Origin of the sequence: Streptomyces sp. NBC_01723 (genome assembly GCF_036246005.1) — a bacterium.
Lineage (GTDB): Bacteria > Actinomycetota > Actinomycetes > Streptomycetales > Streptomycetaceae > Streptomyces.
On sequence record NZ_CP109171.1, the window covers coordinates 6406548 to 6429185 of the forward strand.

Sequence of the window (22638 nt, forward strand, 5' to 3'; positions counted from 1 at the left end):
TCACCCCCGGACAACGGCCTGCCCCCAGTCCTCGTCGGGCCCGAACAGCTTGCGCGGCTTCATGGCGTCCAGTTGCTCCGCCAGCAACGCGGTCGGCACCAGCGTGCCCTCCGGCACCGCGCCGGCCACACAGGGCACCCCCAGCTCCGCCTCGACGGACGCGGCGAGTGACACGGCGGCCGCCGCGCCGTCCGGGCCGGGCGCCTCGAACTCGACGACCAGGCGGTCCGGTTCGGCCCTGGCCCGCCAGAACAGCACGCCGTGCGAGGCGGGCAGCCGGTAGACCATCTCCTCCACCTGGATCTGCCCGATCCGCCGCCCGGCGACCGTGTAGCCGTGGCCGAGCCGGCCCATGACCCGCACGGTGGGGAGTTTCCACCCGCAGGGGCAGTCCTCGTACCGCAGTTCCACCAGGTCTTCCAGGTTGTAGCGCACCAGCGGCATCGCCTCGCGGTACAGCGGGGTGATCACCAGCTGCCCGGCGCCCTCGGCGGCGATCTCCCCGGTCTCGGGGTCGTAGATCTCCGGCAGCACCCGGTCGGCCCAGAAGTGCATCCGGCCGTACGGGCAGTCGCTGCCCAGCGGACCGACCTCCGTGCAGCCGTACTCCTCGATCACCGGGACGCCCCAGATCTCCTCGATCCGGCGGCGGCGCGCGTTGCTCATGGGCTCGCCCGCCACGTACAGCGCCCGCAGTGACGTGAAGGAGCCGACGGGGACGCCGGCCGCCTTGGCCGCCGCGACCCACAGCAGGCACTCGCTCGGCGTCGACCAGGTCAGCGTCACCTCGAGGTCGCGCAGCACGCGCACGACCCGGGCATAGGGCACCGCGAGCGAGCGGCAGTCCCCCGGGACGACGGTCGCGCCGCCCCGCATGGCGGCCCAGTGGGCCATGTGCCCGGCGAGCACCAGTCCGTAGGGGATACGCACCAGCATGGTGTCCTGCGGACCGAGCGGGACCGTCTTGCGGACGAACCGGTCGGCCAGGTCGGTCCACTCCGCCTCGGTGAAGTAGGCGGGGGTCGGGTTGCCGGTGCTGCCGCTGGACTCGTGGTAGGAGGCCAGCCGCTCCCTGGGCACGCCCAGCATGCCGAAGGGGTAGCTGTCGCGCAGGTCCGACTTCCCGGTGAGGCCCACCGTGGACAGCTCCTGCCCGGCCTCCAGACGCTCGGCGTAGAACGGCGAGTCGAGGGCGTGCCGCAGCGTCGGCCCGATCCGCTCCCGCTGGAGCGCCCGGAGTTCGTCGAAGGTCTTCCAGTCGCCGATGGCCGGCAGCGCGCCGGGCGCCCGGCCGGAGGCGGCCGACTCGGTGTCGAGGGCGACGGTCACAGACTCCCTCCCGCCCGGGCGGCCTCGGTGATGGCGCCGGAGGCGATCATCTCCACGACCGCGGCGATGTCGCCGTCCATCTGCCGGTCCTTGGCGGCGAACGGGACCTCCTTGCGGATGCGCGCGTGCACGGCCTTGGTGCGGGGGCTCATCTCGTCGACGCCGCGCAGCTCGACGGCCTGGCAGGCGGCGAGGAGGTGGATGGCCGCGACCTCCCGGGTCAGCTCGATCACGTTGCGCGCGTCGCGTGCCGCGATCGGGGCCATGCTGACCTTGTCCTGGTTGTGGGCCTCGGTGGAGCGGGAGAACGTGGAGGCCGGACCGGCGTGCTTGAGCGCCTCGGCGGTGAGCGACGAGCACGCGATCTGCATGCCCTTGAAGCCGTGCTGCAGCCCGGCCTCGGTGTCGTCGTCGTCCACCCGGGCGATCAGGTTCGGGGTGAGGCCGTTGTTGAACTTCTCGTCGACCAGCAGCGCGAGCTGCCGGTCGAGCAGGTCGGCGACGCCGGCGACGGCCGTCTTCAGCGAGTCCATCGCGGTGACGACGTGCCCGCCGTAGAAGTTGCCGCCGCTGTACACCGCGCCCGTGGAAGGGTCGAACAGCGGGTTGTCGCTGGAGGAGTTGATCTCGACCGTCATCCAGGTGCGGACCCAGTCGAGCATGTCCCGCAGCACGCCGTTGACGTGCGGGGCGCAGCGCAGCGAGTAGCGGTCCTGGATGCTGCGCGTGAGCCGCTGGTAGTGGCGGCCGTCCAGCGGGACGTTCAGGTCGACGACCTGGTCGTACGTCATCGCCAGCGAGGAGCCCTCGAGCATCTGGTGGATGTACGCGGCGCTCGCGCCCTGGCCGCTGTGCGGCTTCTCGTTGTGGATGAACGGCGCGTAGTGGCCCCGGTTGCCGAGCATCCCCTCGCCGGCCAGCGCGGTGCAGATGTCCGCCACGTCGGCGAGTTCGGCCGCCGCCTCGGTGTTCAGGACGGCGAACGCCGCGCTGAAGGAGGTGCCGTTGATCAGCGCCAGCCCGTCCTTGGCCTCCAGCGTCACCGGCTTCAGGCCCAGTTCGGCCAGCACCTCCGCGGTCTGCCGGGTCTCGCCGCGGTGGCGCACCTTGCCCTGGCCCGTCAGGGCGTGGGCGAGGTAGCACAGCGGAACGAGGTCACCGCTGGCGCCGACCGAGCCGCGCTCGGGGACGGTCGGGAGGATGTCGTGCTTGAGGAAGTCCAGCAGCAGCTCCACGACGGGGAGGCTGACGCCGGAGTTGCCCCGGGCCAGGCAGTTGGCGCGGATCAGCACGGTGGCGCGCACGACCTCGTCGGAGGCGAGCGGGCCGGTTCCGTTCAGGTGGTAGCGGATCAGCTCGTTCTGGAGTCGCGCGGTCTTCTCCGGTGATATCTGCCGGTTGACGCTGTCACCGAAACCCGTCGTCACCCCGTAAATGGGCTTGCCGGTCGCGAGGATTTCCAGCTTCAGGTTCCGGGAGGCGTTCATCGCCCGCAACGCGTCCTCGGAGACCGCGAATTCCGAACCTTCGCGGGATGCGGCGGCCACGGTCTGGGAGATGGTCAGGCCGCGCCCGTCAATCTTCATGGTGGTCACTTTGTGGACACCTTTCTCGCCGGTTGCCCACGAGTCTTGACCGCCGATGTTTCTCGCCGATATCGGAAAGGCGTGGCACGCGATATACGGATGAGACACCGAAGATACGCGCTCTCTTCAGGGTTGATCCAAGACCGGCACGGAGAAATGAGGAACCCCCATGATCTCCAATGGCGCGTTCGGCAGGCGACTCCGCCTGCGGCGCCTGTACCGAAACGATTCCGAACGGCTGTTGATCGTGCCGCTGGACCATTCGGTGAGCCAGGGACCGATCACCGGCGGCGAAGGGATCGACGCGCTCGTGGGCCGACTGGCCGCCAACCGGGTGGACGTGATCGTCCTGCACAAGGGCAGCCTCCGGCACGTCGATCCCGCCTGGTTCGGCAGCACCTCGCTCATGGTCCATCTGAGCGCCAGCACCGTGCACGCTCCCGACCCGGACGCCAAGTACCTGGTGGCCGGCGTCGAGGAGAGTCTGCGGCTGGGCGCGGACGCGGTGAGCGTGCACGTCAACCTGGGCTCGGACGGCGAGCAGCGGCAGATATCCGATCTGGCGGTGGTCGCCGAGGCCTGCGACCGCTGGAACGTGCCGCTGCTGGCCATGATGTATCCCCGTGGTCCCAGGATCAGCGATCCCCGCGACCCCGCGCTGGTGGCGCACGCGGTGACCCTGGCCGCCGATCTCGGCGCCGACCTGGTGAAGGCCCCGTACGTCGGCTCGGTGACGGAGATGAAGGAGATCGTCGCCCGCTCGCCGGTCCCGGTCATCACCGTCGGCGGGCCGCGCAACGACGACGAGGGCCAGGTCCTCGCCCACGTCAGCGAGGCGCTCAGCGCCGGCGTCGCGGGCGTGGCGATGGGCCGCAACGTTTTCGAGGCGCCCGATCCCGGCGTCATGGCCGCGAAGCTGGCCGACCTCATCCACAGTGAGTGACTTCTAGGAGCCCTGCACATGAAGCTCAGTTGGCTGGACATCCGCAACGTCGACGAGGCGCGGGACGCCATCGTCCAGGAGGCGCTGCACCAGCGGGTCGACGGCATCGTCGCGGCGGACCCGGCATCCCTGGAGGGGCTGCCCCCGACCGTCACCAAGGTGCTGTTCCCCCGCGGCAAGCCCCTCCCGGAGGACTTCGGCGAGGCCACCGTGGTCATCGTGGACCCCGACTTCCACAAGATCACGCCCGCCGAGCTGAAGCTCAAACACCCGGAGCTGGAATTCGGCCGCTTCGTGGAGATCATCGACGCGAAGACGCTGGAGGACGCCTGCGAGTCGGCGCGCACCGAACAGTGGAGCCTGCTGCTGTTCCGCGACCCGACCAAGATCCCGCTGGAGATCGTCATCGCGGCGTCCGCGGCCTCCCGGGGCAGCCTCATCACGGTGGCGGCCGACGTCGAGGAGGCCGAGATCATCTTCGGGGTGCTCGAACACGGCTCCGACGGCGTCATGATGGCGCCCCGCAAGGTCGGCGACGCCATCGCCCTGAAGGCCGTGGTCAACGCCGAGACCCCCGACCTGACCCTGACCGAGCTGGAGGTCGTCAGCACCGAGCACGTCGGCATGGGCGAGCGTGCGTGCGTCGACACCTGCACCTACTTCCGCAAGGACGAGGGCATCCTGGTCGGGTCGCACTCCAAGGGCATGATCCTCTGCGTCAGCGAGACGCACCCGCTGCCGTACATGCCGACCCGCCCGTTCCGGGTGAACGCCGGCGCCATCCACTCGTACACGCTGTCCAAGGACGGCCGCACCAACTACCTCAGCGAGCTGAAGGCCGGCAGCAAGGTGGTGGCGTCCGACATCGAGGGCCGCACCCGGCTCGTCACCGTCGGCCGCGTCAAGATCGAGACGAGGCCGCTCATCTCGGTGAACGCGGTCGCCGCCGACGGCCGCGAGGTCAATCTGATCCTCCAGGACGACTGGCACGTGCGGGTGCTCGGCCCGGGCGGCAAGGTCCTCAACAGCACCGAGCTGAAGCCCGGCGACAAGGTGCTCGGCTTCCTGCCCACGGAGGACCGGCACGTCGGCTACCCGCTCGACGAGTTCTGCCTCGAGACGTGACGTAGTGGACGCGCTCCTGTACGTCCCGGTCCGGGGCGGCGACCCCGAGGACGTGGCGGCCGTCCTGCGGACGGCCAGGCCGGGTGCCGGCCGGGAGCGGGTCGGCCTCGCCTTCACCGGCGAGGACCGGCTCCACGCCGCGCTGGGACCCACCCAGCGGTGGACCCGGTTGTCCCGGCCCGCGCTCCTGGCGCTGCTCCGGCCACTGGGAATCGAGCACATCCGGATCGACCCGCTCTACGTCGGACCGGAGATGCCGAGGATGCCGGAGGCGGCCGACCTGCCGGACGTGGAGGTCCGCGAGGACGGACGCGTCCTGGCCGGTGCGCGACGGTACGCCCAGTGGCTGCCGGACGAGGTGTGGTGACGGTCGGTTCCGGCCACCGTCACCGGCCTGCCGCCGCCAAGTGGCGTACTGTGGTGGCAGATTGGGACAGGCAAGGCTTACCTCATCATCCGCGGACCACCCCGGAACGGAGTGCCGGAGATGCCCACTGCGCTCGGTCGCGACGAACTCCTCCTGCGTGCCGGACGCGCGGACAGCCCGCACACGCTGTTCAGCACCCTCGCGACGCAACTGCGCAGGGCGGTCCCGTACGACGCGGCGGTCTGGCGGGCCACCGACCCCGAGACCGGCATGATCACGTCACCGATCCTCGCGGAGAACATCGAGGATCACAGCTGTGCCGTCTACTGGCAGTACGAGCTGTTCACGGAGAAGATCAACCTGTTCCGGGACCTCGCGCGGGCGCCGGTGCCGGTGGCCAGTCTGTGGGAGAGCACCGGGGGCGAGCCCGAGCGCAGTTCCCTGTACCGGGGCTTTCTGGCGCCGCGCGGGGTGCACGACGAGTTGCGTGCCGTGCTGCGGGTGGACGGCCGCCCCCACGGGTACGTCAGCCTGTTCCGGGAGAAGGGGCGGGCGGAGTTCTCCACCGGGGAGCGCAGGTTCATAGAGGAGCTGGCTGCGCCGATCGCCCGCCTGATCAGGGCGCACGCCAAGAAGCGCCCCGATCCCTCGGCCGGCGCGCTGACCGGCACAGGGCTGCTGCTGTTCGACGCCGAGGGCGCCCTCGTCTCCGTCAACGACGAGGCGCGGCGCTATCTGGAGGAGATGCCGCAGGGCCCCGCCTCGCTCACCGCCCTCGGTCTGCGCGTACCCCTGTGGGTGCACGGCACCGCGATGCGGGCCAGGGCGATCGCCGAGGAGGGCGGCGGGGACACCGCGCGGATCAGGATGCGCACCCGCACGGGCCGCTGGCTGGTGTGCCACGCGTCCTGCCTGCGCGGGTCCGACGGGCGCCTGGGCGTCTCCGCGGTGATCATCGAGCGCGCCCCGGTCTCCGACGTCACCCCGCTCGTCGTGCAGGCCTACGAGCTGTCGGAACGGGAGCTCGAGGTCACCCGGCAGGTGGCACGCGGCCTGTCCACCAGCGGGATCTCCGAGGAGCTCCACCTGTCCCCGCACACCGTGCGCGACCACATCAAGGCGATCTTCGAGAAGCTCGGCGTCTCCAGCCGCGGCGAGCTGGTGGGCCGGCTGTTCACCGAGTACTACGAGCCCACGGGCCCCTCCGCCACCGACCTGCGCGGTTAGGGCGCGGGCCCGCCGCCGCGGATCAGGGGCGGACCCGGGCCCGCCGCCGCGGAGCAGGGGGGACCCGGACCCGCCGCCGCGGATCAGGCGGTGGACCCGGGTCCACCGCGCCGAGAAAACCGACCCGACCCTCAAGAACCGACCGCACCGCGGCGCCGCGCAGGCGGCCGTCCCAGCGGCCGTGCCCACGCGCGCCCGAGGCCGTACGCGCCCAACGCCGTGCGCGGGGCCGGCCTGTGCCCGGACCCGGCCGCGGAGCAGCTACCAGGAAGCGAAGATGCCCATCCCACCCATGCCGTACGGCGCACCGCCGTACGCGCCACCCCGGACCGGGGGCCCGAAGTTCACCGTGCTGCTCGGCCCCGACTACGCGGGCAAGTCGTCGGTGCTGCGGCGCTTCGCCGACAGCGGCTCCTGGACGGTGGTCACCTGCGACCAGGGTCCGCTCGACACGGACTACCCCTTGATCGGCCGGGCCCGCCGGGAACTGCTGCCCGAGGCGCTCGGGGCGCCGGCCGGACGCTACTCGCCGGACGTCCTCCTCACCCTGATGCAGCTGGCCGTGGTGCACATGCGCGACCGCGTGACCGGCGCACCGCCCGGACGGCCGGTGATCGTGGACTCGTACTACCTGAAGATCCTCGCCAAGTGCACGCTGCTCGGATACGCCAATCCGTCGCTGTTCTCCTGGTGGCGGTCGTTCCCGCAGCCCGACCGGGTCGTCTACCTCGACGTTCCGCCCGCCGTCGCCTGGGAACGCAGCGGACGGGGAGCGGCGCTGAACCCCATGGAGCACTACGGCGACACGCCCACCGAGGAAGGGTTCACCCGGTTCCAGGACGACCTGCGCGACATGCTGCGGACAGAGGTGGCGGGCATGAGGGTGACCACCCTCCAACAGGGCTCCGGCATCGACCGTGCCGTCGACGCCGTGGACGCCGTCGTGCACACGGGACGTGGGGCCGGTGTCTGACGTGGGAGAGGAACGGTTCGCCGCCTACCGGCAAAGGGTGCTGGCCGAGCGGGACGGGCTGCGCAAGGCGCTCGGGGACGTGCGGGCGGCACAGGACGGCGCCCTGCGGCACCTGCTGGACGCGAACGCCGACACCGAGTTCGGGCGGCGCCACGGGTTCGCCCGCTGCCGGGGTGTCGACGACTTCCGCGCGGCCGTCCCCATCGCCGACTACGAGGCCCTCGGCCCCTGGATGGAGGCCGCCGCCGCCGGCCGGCCCAACGTGCTGAGCGCCGATCCCCCCGTGGTCTTCTTCAAGAGCAGCGGCAGCACCGGCGACAGCAAACGCATACCGGTCACCCGGGAGTTCATGCGGACCTGCTTCTTCCCGCCCTACTACGCGGCCTGGGCGAACATCGTCGAGCACCACCCGGAAGCCGTCCGCAGGCCCGACGCCACGCTCAACCTCAAGCACGACCCCGCGCCCGCCCCCGCCGCGACCCGTTCCGGCCACCCGCATCTCGGCGCCAGCCAGGTCGACTTCGGCCGCGCCTTCGGCGAACGGCTGTCGGCGGAACCGGGCAGCCGCGCCCCCTGGAGCACCCTGCCCTCGTTCGTGGACCCGGCCGACCACCTCCAGCGCTGCTACGTACGGCTGCGCGCCGCCATGGCGCACGACGTGCGCTGCGTCATCGGCATCAACCCCGCCGTGGTGGCCGCGCTGCCCCATCAACTGGTCCAGTGGTGGCCGCGCCTGGTCAAGGACGTGCACGACGGCACGGTCGACGGCCGCCCGGGGCCCGAGCCCGACCCGGAGCGCGCCAGGCTCCTGGACCGGCTCGCCGAACGCGCCGGCGCCCCGCTGCCCGCCCACGTCTGGCCGCGCATGGAGCTGCTGTTCTGCTGGACCACCGGACTGTCCTCGCTCTACCTTCCCCGGCTGCGCGAGGTGTTCGGCCCCCGGGTGAGCGCGCTGCCCGCTCCCGCGGCGGCGTCGGAGGGCTTCGTCGCCGTGGCCCTGGACCGGCATCCCACGGCCGGGTCGCCCGCGGTCACCGGCGGACTGCTGGAGTTCGTCGACGCCGACGACGACCTGCTGCCCGACAGCGACACGCTGCTCTGCGACGAACTGACGCCGGGCGGCGAGTACCACGTCGTCCTCAGCCACGTCGGCGGCCTCTACCGGTACGCCCTCGGCGACGTGGTGCGCGTCGTGGACCGGACCGAGGGCGTGCCCCGGCTCGAGTACGCCGGCCGCCGCACCCTGTCCGACGCCGCCGGTGAACGGCTGCGCGAGGGACACGTGGTGAGCGCGCTGCACGGCGCGACCCGGGCCACCGGCCTGGAGATCCGCAACGCCACCTGCCGGGTCACCGGGTCCCCCGCCCGGCCGGGCCCACCGGAGCCCGGTGCGGACGGCCCGCAGCGGTACGCCTTCGCCGTGGAGCCGTTCGGCCGCTGGTCGCACGAGGAGACCGAGGCGTTCGCCCGGGCCCTGGACAGCGCGCTCGGCGGGCGGTCCGACGGGTACCGCGCGGCTCGCGTGAGCGCCCGCCTCGGCGCTCCCGACCTGCACCACGTCGCGCCCGGCGGGTTCGCCTCCGAGTGGCAGGACAGGGTCGCCCGGGGCACGCGGCCGGCCCAGGTGAAGGACCGGGTCTTCCAGAACGACGACGCGGCGTGGCGCCGGCTGCTCGACGCCTGAGCGGCCCGCACCCCGCACCTTCCCGATCTTCAAGGAGCATCCGTGGAAACACTCGACGCGGTCGCCAGGACCTCCCTCCTGACGGCGGCTCTGCGAGCCCAGGAGAGCAGGCGTCCGGACCGGTTGTTCCGGGACCCGTACGCCGCCCGGCTGGCCGGCGTCCTCGGCACCGACCTGTTCGGCCGGATCGGCGACGCCACCCGGCCGAACCGCACCGGCTCCGCGCGACCCGTACCCAGCACGTTCGCCTACAACGCCATCAGGACCCGGTACTTCGACGACGTCCTGCTCGCCCGCATCGCGGAGGCCGATCGTCCCCAGGTCGTGATCGCCGCGGCCGGCATGGACACCCGGGCCCACCGGCTGCCCTGGCCGTGCCCCGTCGACGTCTTCGAACTCGACCGCCCGGCCGTCCTCGCCGCCAAGGAGTCGGTGCTGCGCGCCGAGCCGGCGCCCCCGCGAGCGACCCGGCACCAGGTCGGCGCCGACCTGCTCGGCCCGGACTGGACCGCCGCGCTCACCGAGGCCGGCTACGACCCGGACCGGCCCTCGGTCTGGCTGCTCGAGGGAATCCTCTACTACCTCACCGAGGAACAGGTCGGACAGGTGCTGGGCCGGGTGCGGGACGCCGCCGCGCCCGGCAGCACGGTCGCCGCGGACCTGGTCAGCGCCACGGCCCTCACCGCACCCGCCGTCGCGCCGCTGCTCGCGGTGTTCGAGACCTGGGGCTGCCCGTGGCTGTCCGGGCACGACGAGCCGGAGGCCCTGTTCGCCGCGTACGGCATCGAGGCGACGGTCCGGCAACCCGGCGAGCCCGGCGCCGACTTCGGCCGCTGGCCCGACCCGGTCCCCCCGCGGCACATCCCCGGGACCGGCCGCGTCTTCCTCGTCCAGGGCCGGCTCCTGTGACCGCGCCCCGCCCGCGCGTGCTGATCGCGCCCGTCACCGTCACCCCCACCAAGGCACTGGGCCTCAGCCACCTCAAGGGGCTGCTCTGGGTGGACGTGATGTACCGCGCCACACGGATGCTGGCCGACCGCGACGTCGACTACCTCTACAGCAACACCACCTTCAACGGCACCCGGCAGACCGCCGGCTTCTGGGAGTACCTCGACCGCGTGCACGGCGACCTCGACCCGAGCGCCATCACCGAGGACGAAGTGGGCCTGCTCTACACGGAGTTCCAGACCCGCGGCGAACCGCCCGGCGACGCGGCCCTGCTGCCGTACGTCCGCGCAGTCGAGCAGACCGGCTGGACCCACCCGGTGAGCCGACGGCTGCTGGAGCTGTGGCGCGGCCACTTCGCCCGGCTGGGCATGCACGATCCCGGCCTCACCGCGACCCTGCACCCCGGACTCGACTTCGAGGAGACGGTCGAACGGCTCGCCAAGCACGGACTCTGCCTGGACACGCGCGACGACGGCGGCCCCGTCTACCTGGACGCCACCGCCCAGGGACTGCCCCTGCGCCCCGCCACGTCCGCCACGGGCCGCCCCAACTACCTTGGCTGCGCCCTGCGCGACCTGATCCCGGCGGCGGAGGAGTACGACGAGATCGTCCTGCTCCACGACCGCGAGCTGACGGAGGACTACGTCCTGCTGCAGAAGCTCCTCGGCGCGCTCGGCGGCGCCCGCGCGCACCGGGTCTGTCTCGACCGGGTCCCGCTCGACGGCGTGGTGCGCTCCAGCCGCCACGGCGTCGCTCACGCGCACACCGTCGCCGGGCTGGCCGGCGCGCTGCGGGACCATGCGTCACCGGAGGCCGTCCGGCTCGGCGTGCGGCTGTACTTCGTCGCCGGGCTCGGCAAGGGCGAGAACGGGCAGTCCTACCGAGAGGAGCTCCTGCGCCAGACCGTCCAGCGCGCCGCCGGACTGCTCGCCCGCGAGGACCCGCCGTCCGCCCCGGACGCCCCGGAGTTCGTACGCCGGCAGACCGGCGGGCGGGCCCACGTGGATCCCTACCGGCTCACCTCCGCGCTGCTGCGCAGGCACCGGCCCGTCCCGCTGCGCGCCGTGGCAGCCGCGGCCTACCTCTGACCGACCGGCACAAGGAGCGCACCCCATGTTCACCCAGCGGTACCTCCGGGAGCACGCCGAACGCCGCGTCCGGGCCGCCCGCGCGAACCCGGCGCCCGACCCGGACCGGACGGCCGTGACGGTCGTCCTGCGGCGCTTCGCGCCCACGACCTTCGCGCGGTCCGCGGTGGGCTACGCCCTGGACCTGCCCGACACCTTCGGCGAGCCGTGGTTGCGCGCGTACACCCGCACGGTCTTCCTCTCCGGCAACCCCGACAACCTCCGTAGGCGCTTCGCCTTCCACCACGTCAGCGCGGACGGCACCATGGCGTGGACCCTGCCCGAGCAGACGGGCGAAACCCCGCCCCTGCGACGCCTGCTGCGCCTCTTCCCCGCGGCCGCCCTGCCCCCACTGCCGGCCCGCATCGAGATCCCGCCCCGTGCCCCCGCCGCCCTGGACGCCCCCACCGCACGGCTCGACGTCGTCACCACCCGGGTCTCCCTCGCCGACTACCTCGTGCACGTCCACCACGCCCTGGCCGAGGCGGTCCTGACCGGCCTGATCGGCACGGACACCGCGGTCGTACTCCGCCACCTGCCCGCACTCGACCCGGCCGACGGGCCCTACGCCACGTTGCGCGTCGTACCCGACCGGGACGCGACCGACGACCGGCTGCGCGCCTGCGCGGGGGTGGCGGTGGCGGCATCCGCGCGGATGAAGCCGTCAGGCCTCCCCGAGGAACCCCTCCCACGCCTCGCGTGCCACACGGATGACGGGTCCGGTCACGGCTTTGGAGTCTCGGATGTGCACGGTTCTCATGTCGGCCGCGACCTCGACGCAGTCGCCGCCCTCCGCTCCGCTGTAGCTGCTCTTGAACCAGGCGAGGCCGGAAGCGACGGCCGAGGACTCAGCGGTGTTCATAGCTCTCCCAGCAATCTCTCGACGAACTCAAGGGACTCTCGCGGAGTGAGAGCCTGTGATCGGATGATCCCATAACGGGCGGCGGTGAGCGCTGCCTGCTGTGGGTCGGTCTGAAGAGTGCTGGACCCCTGTGCCTCCGTGTACGCGAACTTCTTGCCGTCGTCACGCGTGACGACCGTGAACGCTCCGTCCACGCCTGCACATTCCTCGCAGTCGAGCGGCATGATCTGGATTTCGACGTTTCGCTTCTGGCCAACGAGGAGCAGATGCTCCAACTGCCCTCGCACCACGCGCTTTCCACCCAGCCGACGCCGCAATACCGACTCGTCCATCACGAAGCTGAGAAGTGGTGCGGGCTGGCGGTCGAAGATGTCTTGCCGGGCCAGCCGGGCGGCCACGCGCTGCTCGATGATCTCCTGGCCCAGAGGGGGCCGCCGCATAGCCAGTACCGCCCTCATGTACTCCTCGGTCTGGAGCAGGCCCTTGACCACCAGCGTGTCGTACGAAAGCAACTCGATGGCCTCCTTCTCCAAAGCGGCCATCCCCTGGAAGAACACCGGATACTGAGCCCGCTCCACCTGCTCCTTCCACACCGTCAGCAACCCGCCCGCGTCCAGAACCTCATCGGCACGCTCGATGGTCCTGGGTGAGGGGATCCGCCGCCCCTGCTCGTACGACGCGACCGTGGACGCCGAATACCCGATCCGCCGCCCGAACTCCTCCCGCTCCAGCCCCGCCCGTACCCGCAGCGTCTTCATCGTCTGCCCGAACGCGACGACCACGGCCTGGCCGGACGTGTCCGCCGTCGCCTGTCCCGCCTCGTCCGCCACCACGGCGTCGGCCCCCTCGCGCGCAACCTCGGTCATCGCCACCGCCTCCCTGGCCCAACGCCGCCCCGACGGCCTCGTCACGCCGCGCGTCTCGTACCCGTGCCGCCCCAACGCGTACAACCGACCGCGTCGGTGCGTCACCACTGGTCACGCTACGCGACCGGCGACACCGTGGTCGGCATGACGAGCCAACTCCCCAGCCCCATCGGCACCACCCAACCCACCTGTCCCAACGTCGACTTGAACCGCACCTTCGAGATGCGTTTCACCTCCACCCCACGGGGCGCCCGCCTCGCCCGTCGGCTGGCCGCGCACCGGTTGGACGCCTGGGGGATCCCGTACGGCACCGGCCCGCACGAGGAGATCGTGCTGATCGTCGGTGAGCTGACCGCCAACGCGGTACGGCACGGCCACGTCCCCGGCCGGGACTTCCATCTGCTCCTGCACGCCGGCGAACCCGCCCGCACGGTCAGGATCGAGGTCACCGACACCCGTTCCGAACGCACACCACCCGAACCGGACGCCCTGCCCGCCCCCGCCCCGCAGGACAGCAGCGGCCGAGGGCTGCTGCTGGTCGCGGGTCTCGCCGCCCGCTGGGGCTGGCACCTCCGGCCGGGAGGCCCGGGCAAGACGGTCTGGGCGGAGTGCGTGCGGTGCGGGGACGCCGACCTTCCTGGCGACCCCGAAAGGTGACTGTGCCGTGCCGTTGAGTGAGGCTTCTGCCTCCGCAAGGTGACGACGGGTATGCGCCGGGTGATCGGCTCTGTGAGGGCGCGCACAGGGCCCACGTCACACTGCGCCGGGGTTAGTAGACGCCCGACGGCCGCAAGCCCCCGTGGTCACCAGCCGCCCGGGTGGTCGCACGGCCGGTCTGCGAAGCGGCGTAGTAGGTCACACACTTGTCGCGGCGCCCGGGCGTTCCGCAATGTGTTCGGCGTACCGGGGAGCCGAGCGCCGGGACCGGACGGGAAGAGCCCGACCGTGATCCAGACACCGGCCCTGATGACGCGAAGCCGCGTCCAACGCGGACACCGCGTCGCCGACCCCCCGTCGGCCTCCCCATCACGTTCCCGAATGGAGAGGTACACCCATGCACGCCATCCTGCGCCGTCCCAGCATCCGCAAGTCCGCCGTGGCCTCCCTCGCCGCCGCGGGCGCCGCCGCCGTCACCCTCACCCTGGCCCCGAGCCCGGCGCACGCCGCCGAGCCGGCCAAGGCCTCCTCCGCGCAGACGCAGGCCCAGACCGACAAGATCAAGGCCATCGTCAAGGCCGGCGAGAAGAAGCACGGCGACGACCTCGACGGCTGGATCCGCACCGCCCTGGACGTCATGGACGCGAAGAACATCCCGGGCAGCTACGAGGGCCTGCACCGCAACATCATGCGCGAGTCGTCCGGCAACCCGACCGCGCAGAACAACTGGGACGTGAACGCCCAGAACGGCATCCCCTCGAAGGGTCTGCTCCAGACCATTCAGCCCACCTTCGACGCGTACCACGTCAAGGGCACCAAGGACTCCATCACCGACCCGGTCGCCAACATCGTCGCCGCCTGCAACTACGCGGCCGACAAGTACGGCTCCATGGACAACGTCGACTCCGCCTACTGACCGGCGGACCCACAGACCGCCTGAGCCCCAGGGACACCGGTCCCACGCGGAGGCCGGCGGGGCCAGGCAGTACGGCGGGGCCGGAGGGACGACACGTCCCTCCGGCCCCGCCTGCGTCGCACCCGCGCGTCCCAGAAGACTTCACTCGGTCGCCCCCGCGGCATCCACAGCGGCAGCGACGAAGGAGGCGACCAGGCTGCGGCGGTCGTCCTGGGACCATGCGAGGACGAGTTCACTGTGGGGGGCATCGGTTACGGGCCGGTGGACGAGATCGGGTTGCATGGGCTGGGCCAGCGAGCGCGGCAGGATCGCGACGGCGCGTCCCAGCCTGATCATCTGCATGGCTTCGACCGCGTCCGTGACCTCGGGCCCAGGCCGGGCCTCGGGCGCTCCGGTCCAGCGCACGCCTTTCCAGCGTGGCAGTGTCTCCTGGGCGAGGTCGGCGAGAGTGATCTCCGAGCGAGAGGCGAGCCGGTGGTCCGGCGGAAGGATCGCGACACGTCCTTCGACCGTCAGGATTTCGTGGTCCAGGCCGGTCATGTCGTCGAACGGCACGTACAGCAGGGCGACATCGGCGCGGCCGTCGCGGACGTAGTCGGCGCGGTCCGTGGCTCCGCCGAAGAGGATGTCCACTGCTGGCCGAGTCCGGCGCCTCTCACGCGAGGTCGAGTTCCACCCAGACCGCCTTGCCCGGCGCACCCTCGCGTGGGGCGACCGTCCACCGCGTTGCCGAGCGGGTCCACTGGAAGCACGCCGGGCAGATCCGGGGCAGATCAGTCGGAGGCTCGGCTCTTGCTCTGAGTGCTTGCAGATGCGATCTGATTCGGACGTGATTACTCGATGTCCGGATCGGCGGCCTCTTCGAGGAGACGGCCCGCAAGTTCGTTGGCCCACTCCAAGGCCCAGCCGCGGAGAGCGTTGATCGTGGCGTCATCGAGCCCATAGGCGGCGAAGGCTTCGTCGTCGGTCCACTCGGCGCCCGTGAGGTTGGATTGCAGGTCCTCACGCTCGAAGCGGCCACGAGCGTGGCGACGGCCGAACTCCTCGAGGTCGGCATTGGGCCAGCGACGTGAGGCCGCGAACACGTCGATCAGGTCGCGGGGCGCTCCGCGGTCGGCGAGGGCGCGGACCTTGGTTCCGATCACGTCCTCCTCCGCGAGGACGGGCCCGTACGGGCTCTGGGCGACGGGCCGCCAGAAGATCTCCTTGAGGATGTCGACTTCGCATACCTGTCCGGTGGTCGGGTCGGACACGGTGAAGCGGGCGGACAGCGGGGCGGTCTCCAGAGCGTGCACGTTCCAGCTGCGGGCTTCCAGGCCTGCACGCAGCGTGGTGGCGATGTCGGCCATGGGGGCCGGGTTCTCGGTGGCGACATCGAGGTCCTGGCTGGGACGGTTCACGAGGCGGTGTGCCCGCACCGCGTATCCACCGGTGAGAACCAGCGGATACGGCGAACCGAGCGCGATCACATCCGCCAGGAGCCGCGTGTGCAGCTCCGGCATGTCCGTCACGCGGCTGCCCGGGTGCGGGAGGCGAGCTGAGGGAAGGCGTTTTCCCATACGGCGCGCACGCTGCGGCCGACGAGGGTGCGCAGCACCGGCCACAGCTCCAGGAGCAGGCCCTGGTTGAGGTAGCGGGGCAGGTCATCGCGCAGGCCCTCGTGCAGGACGGTGCGGTACAGCCCCATGCGCTGGCGCGGCTTGCCCAGGTCGTACGAGGTCATCCCCGACCAGGCCATGTGCAGCGGCAGCTCCACGATCCCCTGGGTCGGGCCGTGCAACTCGTCCAGCGACTCCGGCAGACGCCGTCGGAACTTCTCCCGGTACAGCGCGAGATCCTCGGCGACCGCGTCCGAGAGGCCGCTCGGCCCGGGTGCGGGGTGCTGTGGGCTGGAGGACATGCCGCCATTATGACGGCAGGGGAGCGGTAAGGGTGATGATGCGAGCCCGCGTCCGCCGTGAGCGGGAGGGGTTCGCGGAAGGTGTCTGAGCGTGACAACAAGGTCCCTGAGAAGTCCCACAGGTGAAGCCGACCCCCCCCTGGCTTGCATACGCGCAGTTCAGGAGGGGTGCAGCAGCGTTGCTTCTGAAGGCTCTCAAATGTCCCGGAAGATGTCGATCTGCGCCCCCACCGAGTTCAGCCGCTCCGCCAGATCCTCGTACCCCCGGTTGATGACGTACACGTTGCGCAGCACCGACGTGCCCTCCGCCGCCATCATCGCCAGCAGGACGACCACCGCGGGGCGCAGGGCCGGCGGGCACATCATCTCGGCGGCGCGCCAGCGGGTGGGGCCCTCGACCAGGACGCGGTGGGGGTCCAGGAGCTGGAGGCGGCCGCCGAGGCGGTTGAGGTCGGTCAGGTAGATGGCGCGGTTGTCGTAGACCCAGTCGTGGATGAGGGTCTGGCCCTGCGCGGAGGCCGCGATGGCCGCGAAGAACGGGACGTTGTCGATGTTCAGGCCCGGGAAGGGCATGGGGTGGATCTTGTCGATCGGCGCCTCCAGTTTGGAGGGCCGGACGGTGAGGTCCACCAGGCGCGTGCGGCCGTTGTCCGCGAAGTACTCCGGCGTGCGGTCGTGGTCGAGGCCCATCTCCTCGAGGACCGCCAGCTCGATCTCCAGGAACTCGATGGGGACGCGGCGGACCGTCAGCTCCGACTCCGTCACCACGGCCGCGGCCAGCAGGCTCATCGCCTCGACCGGGTCCTCGGAGGGGCAGTAGTCCACGTCGGCGTCGATGACGGGCATGCCGTGCACGGTGAGGGTGGTGGTGCCGACGCCCTCGACGCGGACGCCCAGGGCCTCCAGGAAGAAGCAGAGGTCCTGGACCATGTAGTTCGAGGAGGCGTTGCGGATGACGGTGACGCCGTCGTGGCGGGCGGCCGCGAGCAGCGCGTTCTCCGTGACCGTGTCGCCCCGCTCGGTCAGCACGATCGGGCGGTCCGGGCGCACCTGACGGTCCACCACCGCGTGGTAGTGGCCCTCGGTCGCCGCGACCTCCAGGCCGAACCGGCGCAGCGCGATCATGTGCGGCTCGATGGTCCGCGTGCCGAGGTCGCAGCCGCCGGCGTAGGGCAGCCGGAAGCGGTCCATGCGGTGCAGCAGCGGGCCGAGGAACATGATGATCGAGCGGGTGCGCACCGCCGCCTCGGCGTCGATGGCCTCCATGTCCAGCTCGCCCGGCGGCACGATCTCCAGGTCGGTGCCGTCGTTGATCCAGCGGGTGCGCACGCCGATGGAGTTGAGCACCTCCAGGAGGCGGTAGACCTCCTCGATGCGGGCGACCCGGCGCAGCACGGTGCGGCCCTTGTTGAGCAGCGAGGCGCACAGCAGGGCCACGCACGCGTTCTTGCTCGTCTTGACGTCGATGGCGCCCGAGAGGCGCCGGCCGCCGACCACGCGCAGGTGCATCGGACCCGCGTAGCCCAGGGAGACGATTTCGCTGTCCAGCGCTTCGCCGATACGGGCGATCATCTCAAGGCTGATGTTCTGGTTGCCGCGCTCGATGCGGTTGACGGCGCTCTGACTGGTGTTGAGCGCCTCCGCAAGCTGTGACTGGGTCCAGCCGCGGTGCTGCCGGGCGTCACGGATGAGCTTGCCGATGCGTACGAGGTAGTCGTCTGCCATGAGGTTGAGGCTATCTCAGATATGAGATGGCGCCTCTCGGGGGGTCCGTTCGGGTGACGCGACGTCAAGCGTGCCTCAGCGGCGCTTGCTCGTCGTGGTGCGGCGCCATCCGAAGGGTCCGGGCAAATCCATCGATGTCGTACGACGTCCGGTGCTGCTGCGGGTGTGGCGCGGGCCGTTCTTGCCGCCGGTGGTGATGGACCACGAACGCTTGTTGATGTTCAGGCGCACTCCGGGAAGGATCCGGAAACTCTTGCGGAATGTGAGCGGCATCGTGCCTCCGTCCGAGTAGTGCCGGGGCTGTCCGGCACGCATCGGATACCCCCGTTCGGCGTAGTGATGGCCGCACGGGTCACTCGGGAAGTGGGGCGGTGGGGCGCACGCCACACAGTGCCCGGGCATGACCAGACCGCCCCCATGTACTAGAGTTATCTCGACATCGAGATATCTGCTGAGGCGCACCGCAGCCGCAGCCGCCGTCGGGTCCAGCGGTAAGGCTTACCTAACTTAGCCATACCTTAGCGAAAAGGCCAGGGCGGCGTGGCGGCAGGATGCGGTGGTACGCGCACATGAATGAAGGAGACTGTCGTGTCGGCGAACAGCTTCGACGCCCGCAGCACGCTGCAGGTGGGCGACGAGTCGTACGAGATCTTCCGGCTGGACAAGGTCGAGGGCTCCGCGCGCCTTCCCTACAGCCTGAAGGTGCTGCTGGAGAACCTGCTCCGCACCGAGGACGGCGCGAACATCACCGCCGACCACATCCGTGCCCTCGGCGGCTGGGACTCGCAGGCGCAGCCGTCGCAGGAGATCCAGTTCACGCCGGCCCGCGTGATCATGCAGGACTTCACCGGCGTGCCCTGTGTCGTGGACCTCGCCACCATGCGCGAGGCCGTCAAGGAGCTGGGCGGTGACGCGGCGAAGATCAACCCGCTGGCCCCGGCCGAGCTGGTCATCGACCACTCCGTGATCGCCGACAAGTTCGGCACCAACGACGCCTTCAAGCAGAACGTCGACCTGGAGTACGGCCGCAACAAGGAGCGCTACCAGTTCCTGCGCTGGGGCCAGACCGCCTTCGACGAGTTCAAGGTCGTCCCGCCCGGCACCGGCATCGTCCACCAGGTGAACATCGAGCACCTGGCCCGCGTCGTCATGACCCGCGACGGCAAGGCCTACCCCGACACCCTGGTCGGCACCGACTCGCACACCACCATGGTCAACGGCCTCGGCGTCCTCGGCTGGGGCGTCGGCGGCATCGAGGCCGAGGCGGCGATGCTCGGCCAGCCGGTCTCCATGCTCATCCCGCGCGTCGTCGGCTTCAAGCTGACCGGCGAGCTGACGCCCGGCACCACCGCCACCGACCTGGTGCTCACCATCACCGAGATGCTGCGCAAGCACGGCGTCGTCGGCAAGTTCGTCGAGTTCTACGGCGAGGGCGTGGCGGCCACGAGCCTCGCCAACCGCGCCACCATCGGCAACATGTCGCCGGAGTTCGGCTCCACCGCCGCGATCTTCCCGATCGACGACGAGACGCTGAACTACATGCGCCTGACCGGCCGCAGCGACCAGCAGGTCGCCCTGGTCGAGGCGTACGCCAAGCAGCAGGGCCTCTGGCTGGACCCGAAGGCCGAGCCGGACTTCTCCGAGAAGCTGGAGCTCGACCTGTCCACGGTCGTGCCCTCCATCGCCGGCCCGAAGCGCCCGCAGGACCGCATCGTTCTCGCGAACGCCGCCGAGCAGTTCAAGCAGGACGTCCGCAACTACGTCGACAGCGTGGACGAGGCCGGCCAGGAGTCCTTCCCGGCCTCCGACGCCCCGGCCGTCACCAACGGTGTGCCGTCCAACCCGGTCCCGGTCACGGCCCCCGACGGCACGACCTACGAGCTGGACCACGGTGCCGTGACGGTGGCCGCCATCACCTCCTGCACCAACACCTCCAACCCGTACGTCATGGTCGCCGCCGCCCTGGTGGCCAAGAAGGCGGTCGAGAAGGGCCTGACCCGCAAGCCGTGGGTCAAGACCACCCTCGCCCCGGGCTCCAAGGTCGTCACCGACTACTTCGAGAAGTCGGGCCTGACCCCGTACCTCGACAAGGTCGGTTTCAACCTCGTCGGCTACGGCTGCACCACCTGCATCGGCAACTCCGGCCCGCTGCCGGACGAGGTCTCCAAGGCCGTCAACGACCACGACCTGGCCGTCACCTCGGTGCTCTCCGGCAACCGCAACTTCGAGGGCCGGATCAACCCCGACGTCAAGATGAACTACCTGGCGTCCCCGCCGCTGGTCGTCGCCTACGCCCTCGCCGGCTCCATGAAGGTCGACATCACCAAGGACGCCCTGGGCGCCGACCAGGACGGCAACCCGGTCTTCCTGAAGGACATCTGGCCGACCGAGGCCGAGGTCAACGACGTCGTCGCCAACGCCATCGGCGAGGACATGTTCTCCAAGTCCTACAGCGACGTCTTCGCGGGCGACGCCCAGTGGCAGGCGCTGCCGATCCCGACCGGCGACACCTTCGAGTGGGACAGCGAGTCCACCTACGTGCGCAAGCCCCCGTACTTCGAGGGCATGGGCATGGAGCCGGCCCCGGTCGAGGACATCTCCGGTGCCCGTGTACTGGCCAAGCTGGGCGACTCGGTCACCACCGACCACATCTCCCCGGCCGGTGCCATCAAGGCCGACACCCCGGCCGGCAAGTACCTCACGGAGCACGGCGTCGAGCGCCGCGACTTCAACAGCTACGGCTCGCGCCGCGGCAACCACGAGATCATGATCCGCGGCACCTTCGCCAACATCCGCCTGCGCAACCAGATCGCGCCGGGCACCGAGGGCGGCTACACCCGCGACTTCACGCAGGCTGACGGGCCGGTGTCGTTCATCTACGACGCCTCCCGCAACTACATCGAGCAGAACGTCCCGCTCGTCGTCCTGGCCGGCAAGGAGTACGGCTCCGGCTCGTCCCGCGACTGGGCCGCCAAGGGCACCGCGCTCCTCGGCGTCAAGGCCGTCATCGCCGAGTCCTACGAGCGCATCCACCGCTCGAACCTCATCGGCATGGGCGTCCTGCCGCTCCAGTTCCCGGAGGGCCAGACCGCGTCCTCCCTCGGCCTCACCGGCGAGGAGTCCTTCTCCGTCTCCGGCGTCACCGAGCTGAACGACGGCACCACCCCGCGCACGGTGAAGGTCACCACCGACACCGGCGTCGAGTTCGACGCGGTCGTCCGCATCGACACCCCGGGTGAGGCGGACTACTACCGCAACGGCGGCATCCTGCAGTACGTGCTGCGGAGCCTGATCCGCAAGTAGGAAGCAGCGCGCGAAAGCCGAGGGCCGCACCCCCGTCACCGGGAGTGCGGCCCTCGGCCGTTGCCTGCCTCAGAACATCAGGCGGTACGTGTTCCAGCCACCGCTGCCGATCTTCACGGGGCTCTTGAACGGCGCGGAGCCGTTGCCCGTGCCCTTGTACAGGTACAGGGCCCCGCTCTTGTTGCGGGCCACGACGTCCGTGATGCCGTCGATGTCGATGTCACCGACGGAGACGATGTTGTTGTACGTGTTCCAGCCGCCACCGACACGGGTGCGGGAGGAGAAGGGCGCCTTGTAGTTGCCGGTGCCCTTGTACAGCCACAGGACGCCCGACTTGTCCTTGGCGACGATGTCGTCCTTGCCGTCGCCGGTCAGGTCGCCCTTGCCGGTGATGTGGGTGTAGGCGTCCCACCCGCCCCCGACCTTGTAGCGCTGGGTCAGCTTGCCGTTGCCGTAGCCGAGGTACAGGTACAGGTTGCCGGAGCCGTCCCGGGCGAGCAGGTCGTCGGCGGCGGCGCCACCCAGGTTGGCGCCGGAGAACAGCTGGTTGTAGATCTTCCAGCCGTTGCCGACGAAGGTGTGGTCCTCGGTCCCCCACGGCGCCCAGTAGAGCTGGCCGCCGCTGGTGACGTGCCAGATGCCGTCCGAGTAGCCGTCGGCGTCCTGGTCGACCTGCGTCATGGCGCGGGCGGACTGCCAGCCGTACCCGGAGTCCATGCGGGACTCGAGCCCGCCCTCACCGGTCGGGTAGTAGCTCCACAGGTCGCCGTTGCCGTCCACGCCGAACACCGGGTTGATCTGGGCGTCGCCCGGCAGGGCGGTGGAGCCGTACTTCGTGGCGCCCGAGGGCTTCAGGTCGGCCTGCGGCCGGGACGCGGCCGACGGACCGTCGGCCGCGACGGCGGCACCCGCGCCCGTCGCCACCAGGGCGGCGGTGAGCGCCGCCGCCGTGGCACGCGCCAGGGCGCGACGCGTGTTCAGGCCAGAGCTTTTGGCCACGTGTGTCCTCCAGTTGACGATGCGATGAGGCATCCGGAACGGATCGCGGGCCGATGACGGCCCGGCATGATCCGGGATACTCCGTGATCCTTACACATGAC

The 22638-nt window shown here is 70.9% G+C and carries 21 protein-coding genes and 1 pseudogene; 12 read left to right on the forward strand and 10 right to left on the reverse strand.

The window, feature by feature from the left end:
- Positions 1 to 1329 carry a bagremycin/ferroverdin synthetase BagE/FevW gene (gene bagE / locus OIE75_RS30160; RefSeq protein ID WP_329472820.1) on the reverse strand — a complete coding sequence of 443 codons (1329 nt, stop codon included), beginning with the start codon at positions 1327 to 1329 and terminating at the stop codon, positions 1 to 3.
- On the reverse strand, positions 1326 to 2915 hold the full coding sequence (gene bagA / locus OIE75_RS30165; RefSeq protein ID WP_307015610.1) for a bagremycin/ferroverdin biosynthesis tyrosine ammonia-lyase BagA/FevW: 1590 nt from the start codon (positions 2913 to 2915) through the stop codon (positions 1326 to 1328). Before bagA ends, bagE begins: the two co-directional genes overlap by 4 nt.
- 169 nt (positions 2916 to 3084) lie before the next feature.
- Between bagA and bagB the strand changes: the two genes are divergently transcribed.
- From bagB to OIE75_RS30210, 9 genes and pseudogenes are all read left to right on the forward strand, one after another.
- The gene (gene bagB, locus OIE75_RS30170; RefSeq protein WP_307015611.1) at positions 3085 to 3858 is read left to right on the forward strand and encodes a bagremycin/ferroverdin biosynthesis DhnA-type aldolase BagB/FevI; all 774 of its coding nucleotides are present in this window, start codon (positions 3085 to 3087) and stop codon (positions 3856 to 3858) included.
- An 18-nt stretch (positions 3859 to 3876) separates the two neighbouring features.
- Positions 3877 to 4983 (forward strand): bagremycin/ferroverdin biosynthesis 3,4-AHBA synthase BagC/FevH, encoded by a 1107-nt coding sequence (gene bagC / locus OIE75_RS30175; RefSeq protein WP_307015612.1) that lies wholly within the window; start codon positions 3877 to 3879, stop codon positions 4981 to 4983.
- 4 nt (positions 4984 to 4987) lie between these two features.
- Positions 4988 to 5350: an SAV_915 family protein gene (locus OIE75_RS30180; protein WP_307015613.1), complete on the forward strand. Its 363-nt coding sequence runs from the start codon at positions 4988 to 4990 to the stop codon at positions 5348 to 5350.
- A gap of 120 nt (positions 5351 to 5470) precedes the next feature.
- Positions 5471 to 6577, forward strand: a complete 1107-nt coding sequence (gene bagY, locus OIE75_RS30185) for a LuxR family transcriptional regulator BagY/FevT (protein WP_329472822.1) — start codon at positions 5471 to 5473, stop codon at positions 6575 to 6577.
- 277 nt (positions 6578 to 6854) lie between these two features.
- Positions 6855 to 7550 (forward strand): dTMP kinase, encoded by a 696-nt coding sequence (locus OIE75_RS30190; RefSeq protein ID WP_329472823.1) that lies wholly within the window; start codon positions 6855 to 6857, stop codon positions 7548 to 7550.
- Positions 7543 to 9234 carry a GH3 auxin-responsive promoter family protein gene (locus OIE75_RS30195; RefSeq protein WP_329472824.1) on the forward strand — a complete coding sequence of 564 codons (1692 nt, stop codon included), beginning with the start codon at positions 7543 to 7545 and terminating at the stop codon, positions 9232 to 9234. The genes OIE75_RS30190 and OIE75_RS30195 overlap by 8 nt, the downstream gene beginning before the upstream one ends.
- 42 nt (positions 9235 to 9276) lie before the next feature.
- A complete protein-coding gene (locus OIE75_RS30200) occupies positions 9277 to 10143 on the forward strand; it encodes a class I SAM-dependent methyltransferase (RefSeq protein WP_307015617.1) in 867 nt (288 codons plus the stop codon).
- Positions 10140 to 11270, forward strand: a complete 1131-nt coding sequence (locus OIE75_RS30205; protein ID WP_329472825.1) for a hypothetical protein — start codon at positions 10140 to 10142, stop codon at positions 11268 to 11270. The genes OIE75_RS30200 and OIE75_RS30205 overlap by 4 nt, the downstream gene beginning before the upstream one ends.
- A 25-nt stretch (positions 11271 to 11295) precedes the next feature.
- Positions 11296 to 11934: pseudogene (locus OIE75_RS30210) on the forward strand (DUF6182 family protein); the annotation flags it as partial.
- A gap of 39 nt (positions 11935 to 11973) precedes the next feature.
- Here OIE75_RS30210 and OIE75_RS30215 read toward each other — a convergent pair.
- Entirely contained in the window at positions 11974 to 12171 is a 198-nt protein-coding gene (locus OIE75_RS30215) for a DUF397 domain-containing protein (protein WP_329474082.1), read from the reverse strand.
- Complete coding sequence (locus tag OIE75_RS30220; RefSeq protein WP_329472826.1) at positions 12168 to 13037, reverse strand: helix-turn-helix domain-containing protein; 870 nt, start codon at positions 13035 to 13037, stop codon at positions 12168 to 12170. Before OIE75_RS30220 ends, OIE75_RS30215 begins: the two co-directional genes overlap by 4 nt.
- 144 nt (positions 13038 to 13181) lie before the next feature.
- Here OIE75_RS30220 and OIE75_RS30225 point away from each other — a divergent pair, with 144 nt between their 5' ends.
- Positions 13182 to 13694 carry an ATP-binding protein gene (locus OIE75_RS30225; protein ID WP_329472827.1) on the forward strand — a complete coding sequence of 171 codons (513 nt, stop codon included), beginning with the start codon at positions 13182 to 13184 and terminating at the stop codon, positions 13692 to 13694.
- 397 nt (positions 13695 to 14091) lie between these two features.
- Positions 14092 to 14610 (forward strand): transglycosylase SLT domain-containing protein, encoded by a 519-nt coding sequence (locus OIE75_RS30230; RefSeq protein WP_329472828.1) that lies wholly within the window; start codon positions 14092 to 14094, stop codon positions 14608 to 14610.
- Positions 14611 to 14751: 141 nt separating this feature from the next.
- Here the strand turns inward: OIE75_RS30230 and OIE75_RS30235 are convergent, their stop codons facing one another.
- The 5 genes from OIE75_RS30235 to OIE75_RS30255 form a co-directional block, all read right to left on the reverse strand.
- The gene (locus tag OIE75_RS30235; RefSeq protein ID WP_329472829.1) at positions 14752 to 15243 is read right to left on the reverse strand and encodes a LysR substrate-binding domain-containing protein; all 492 of its coding nucleotides are present in this window, start codon (positions 15241 to 15243) and stop codon (positions 14752 to 14754) included.
- A gap of 200 nt (positions 15244 to 15443) precedes the next feature.
- Positions 15444 to 16112: a nucleotidyl transferase AbiEii/AbiGii toxin family protein gene (locus tag OIE75_RS30240; protein WP_329472830.1), complete on the reverse strand. Its 669-nt coding sequence runs from the start codon at positions 16110 to 16112 to the stop codon at positions 15444 to 15446.
- A 5-nt stretch (positions 16113 to 16117) separates the two neighbouring features.
- On the reverse strand, positions 16118 to 16510 hold the full coding sequence (locus tag OIE75_RS30245) for a hypothetical protein (RefSeq protein WP_329472831.1): 393 nt from the start codon (positions 16508 to 16510) through the stop codon (positions 16118 to 16120).
- A gap of 195 nt (positions 16511 to 16705) precedes the next feature.
- Positions 16706 to 18235: a helix-turn-helix domain-containing protein gene (locus tag OIE75_RS30250; RefSeq protein ID WP_307015634.1), complete on the reverse strand. Its 1530-nt coding sequence runs from the start codon at positions 18233 to 18235 to the stop codon at positions 16706 to 16708.
- A 75-nt stretch (positions 18236 to 18310) separates the two neighbouring features.
- Positions 18311 to 18508 (reverse strand): DUF4236 domain-containing protein, encoded by a 198-nt coding sequence (locus OIE75_RS30255; protein ID WP_079030465.1) that lies wholly within the window; start codon positions 18506 to 18508, stop codon positions 18311 to 18313.
- A gap of 315 nt (positions 18509 to 18823) precedes the next feature.
- Here OIE75_RS30255 and acnA point away from each other — a divergent pair, with 315 nt between their 5' ends.
- The gene (gene acnA, locus OIE75_RS30260) at positions 18824 to 21538 is read left to right on the forward strand and encodes an aconitate hydratase AcnA (protein ID WP_307015635.1); all 2715 of its coding nucleotides are present in this window, start codon (positions 18824 to 18826) and stop codon (positions 21536 to 21538) included.
- A gap of 69 nt (positions 21539 to 21607) precedes the next feature.
- Here the strand turns inward: acnA and OIE75_RS30265 are convergent, their stop codons facing one another.
- Entirely contained in the window at positions 21608 to 22537 is a 930-nt protein-coding gene (locus tag OIE75_RS30265) for an FG-GAP repeat domain-containing protein (RefSeq protein ID WP_329472832.1), read from the reverse strand.
- Between the last annotated feature and the right edge of the window lie 101 nt (positions 22538 to 22638).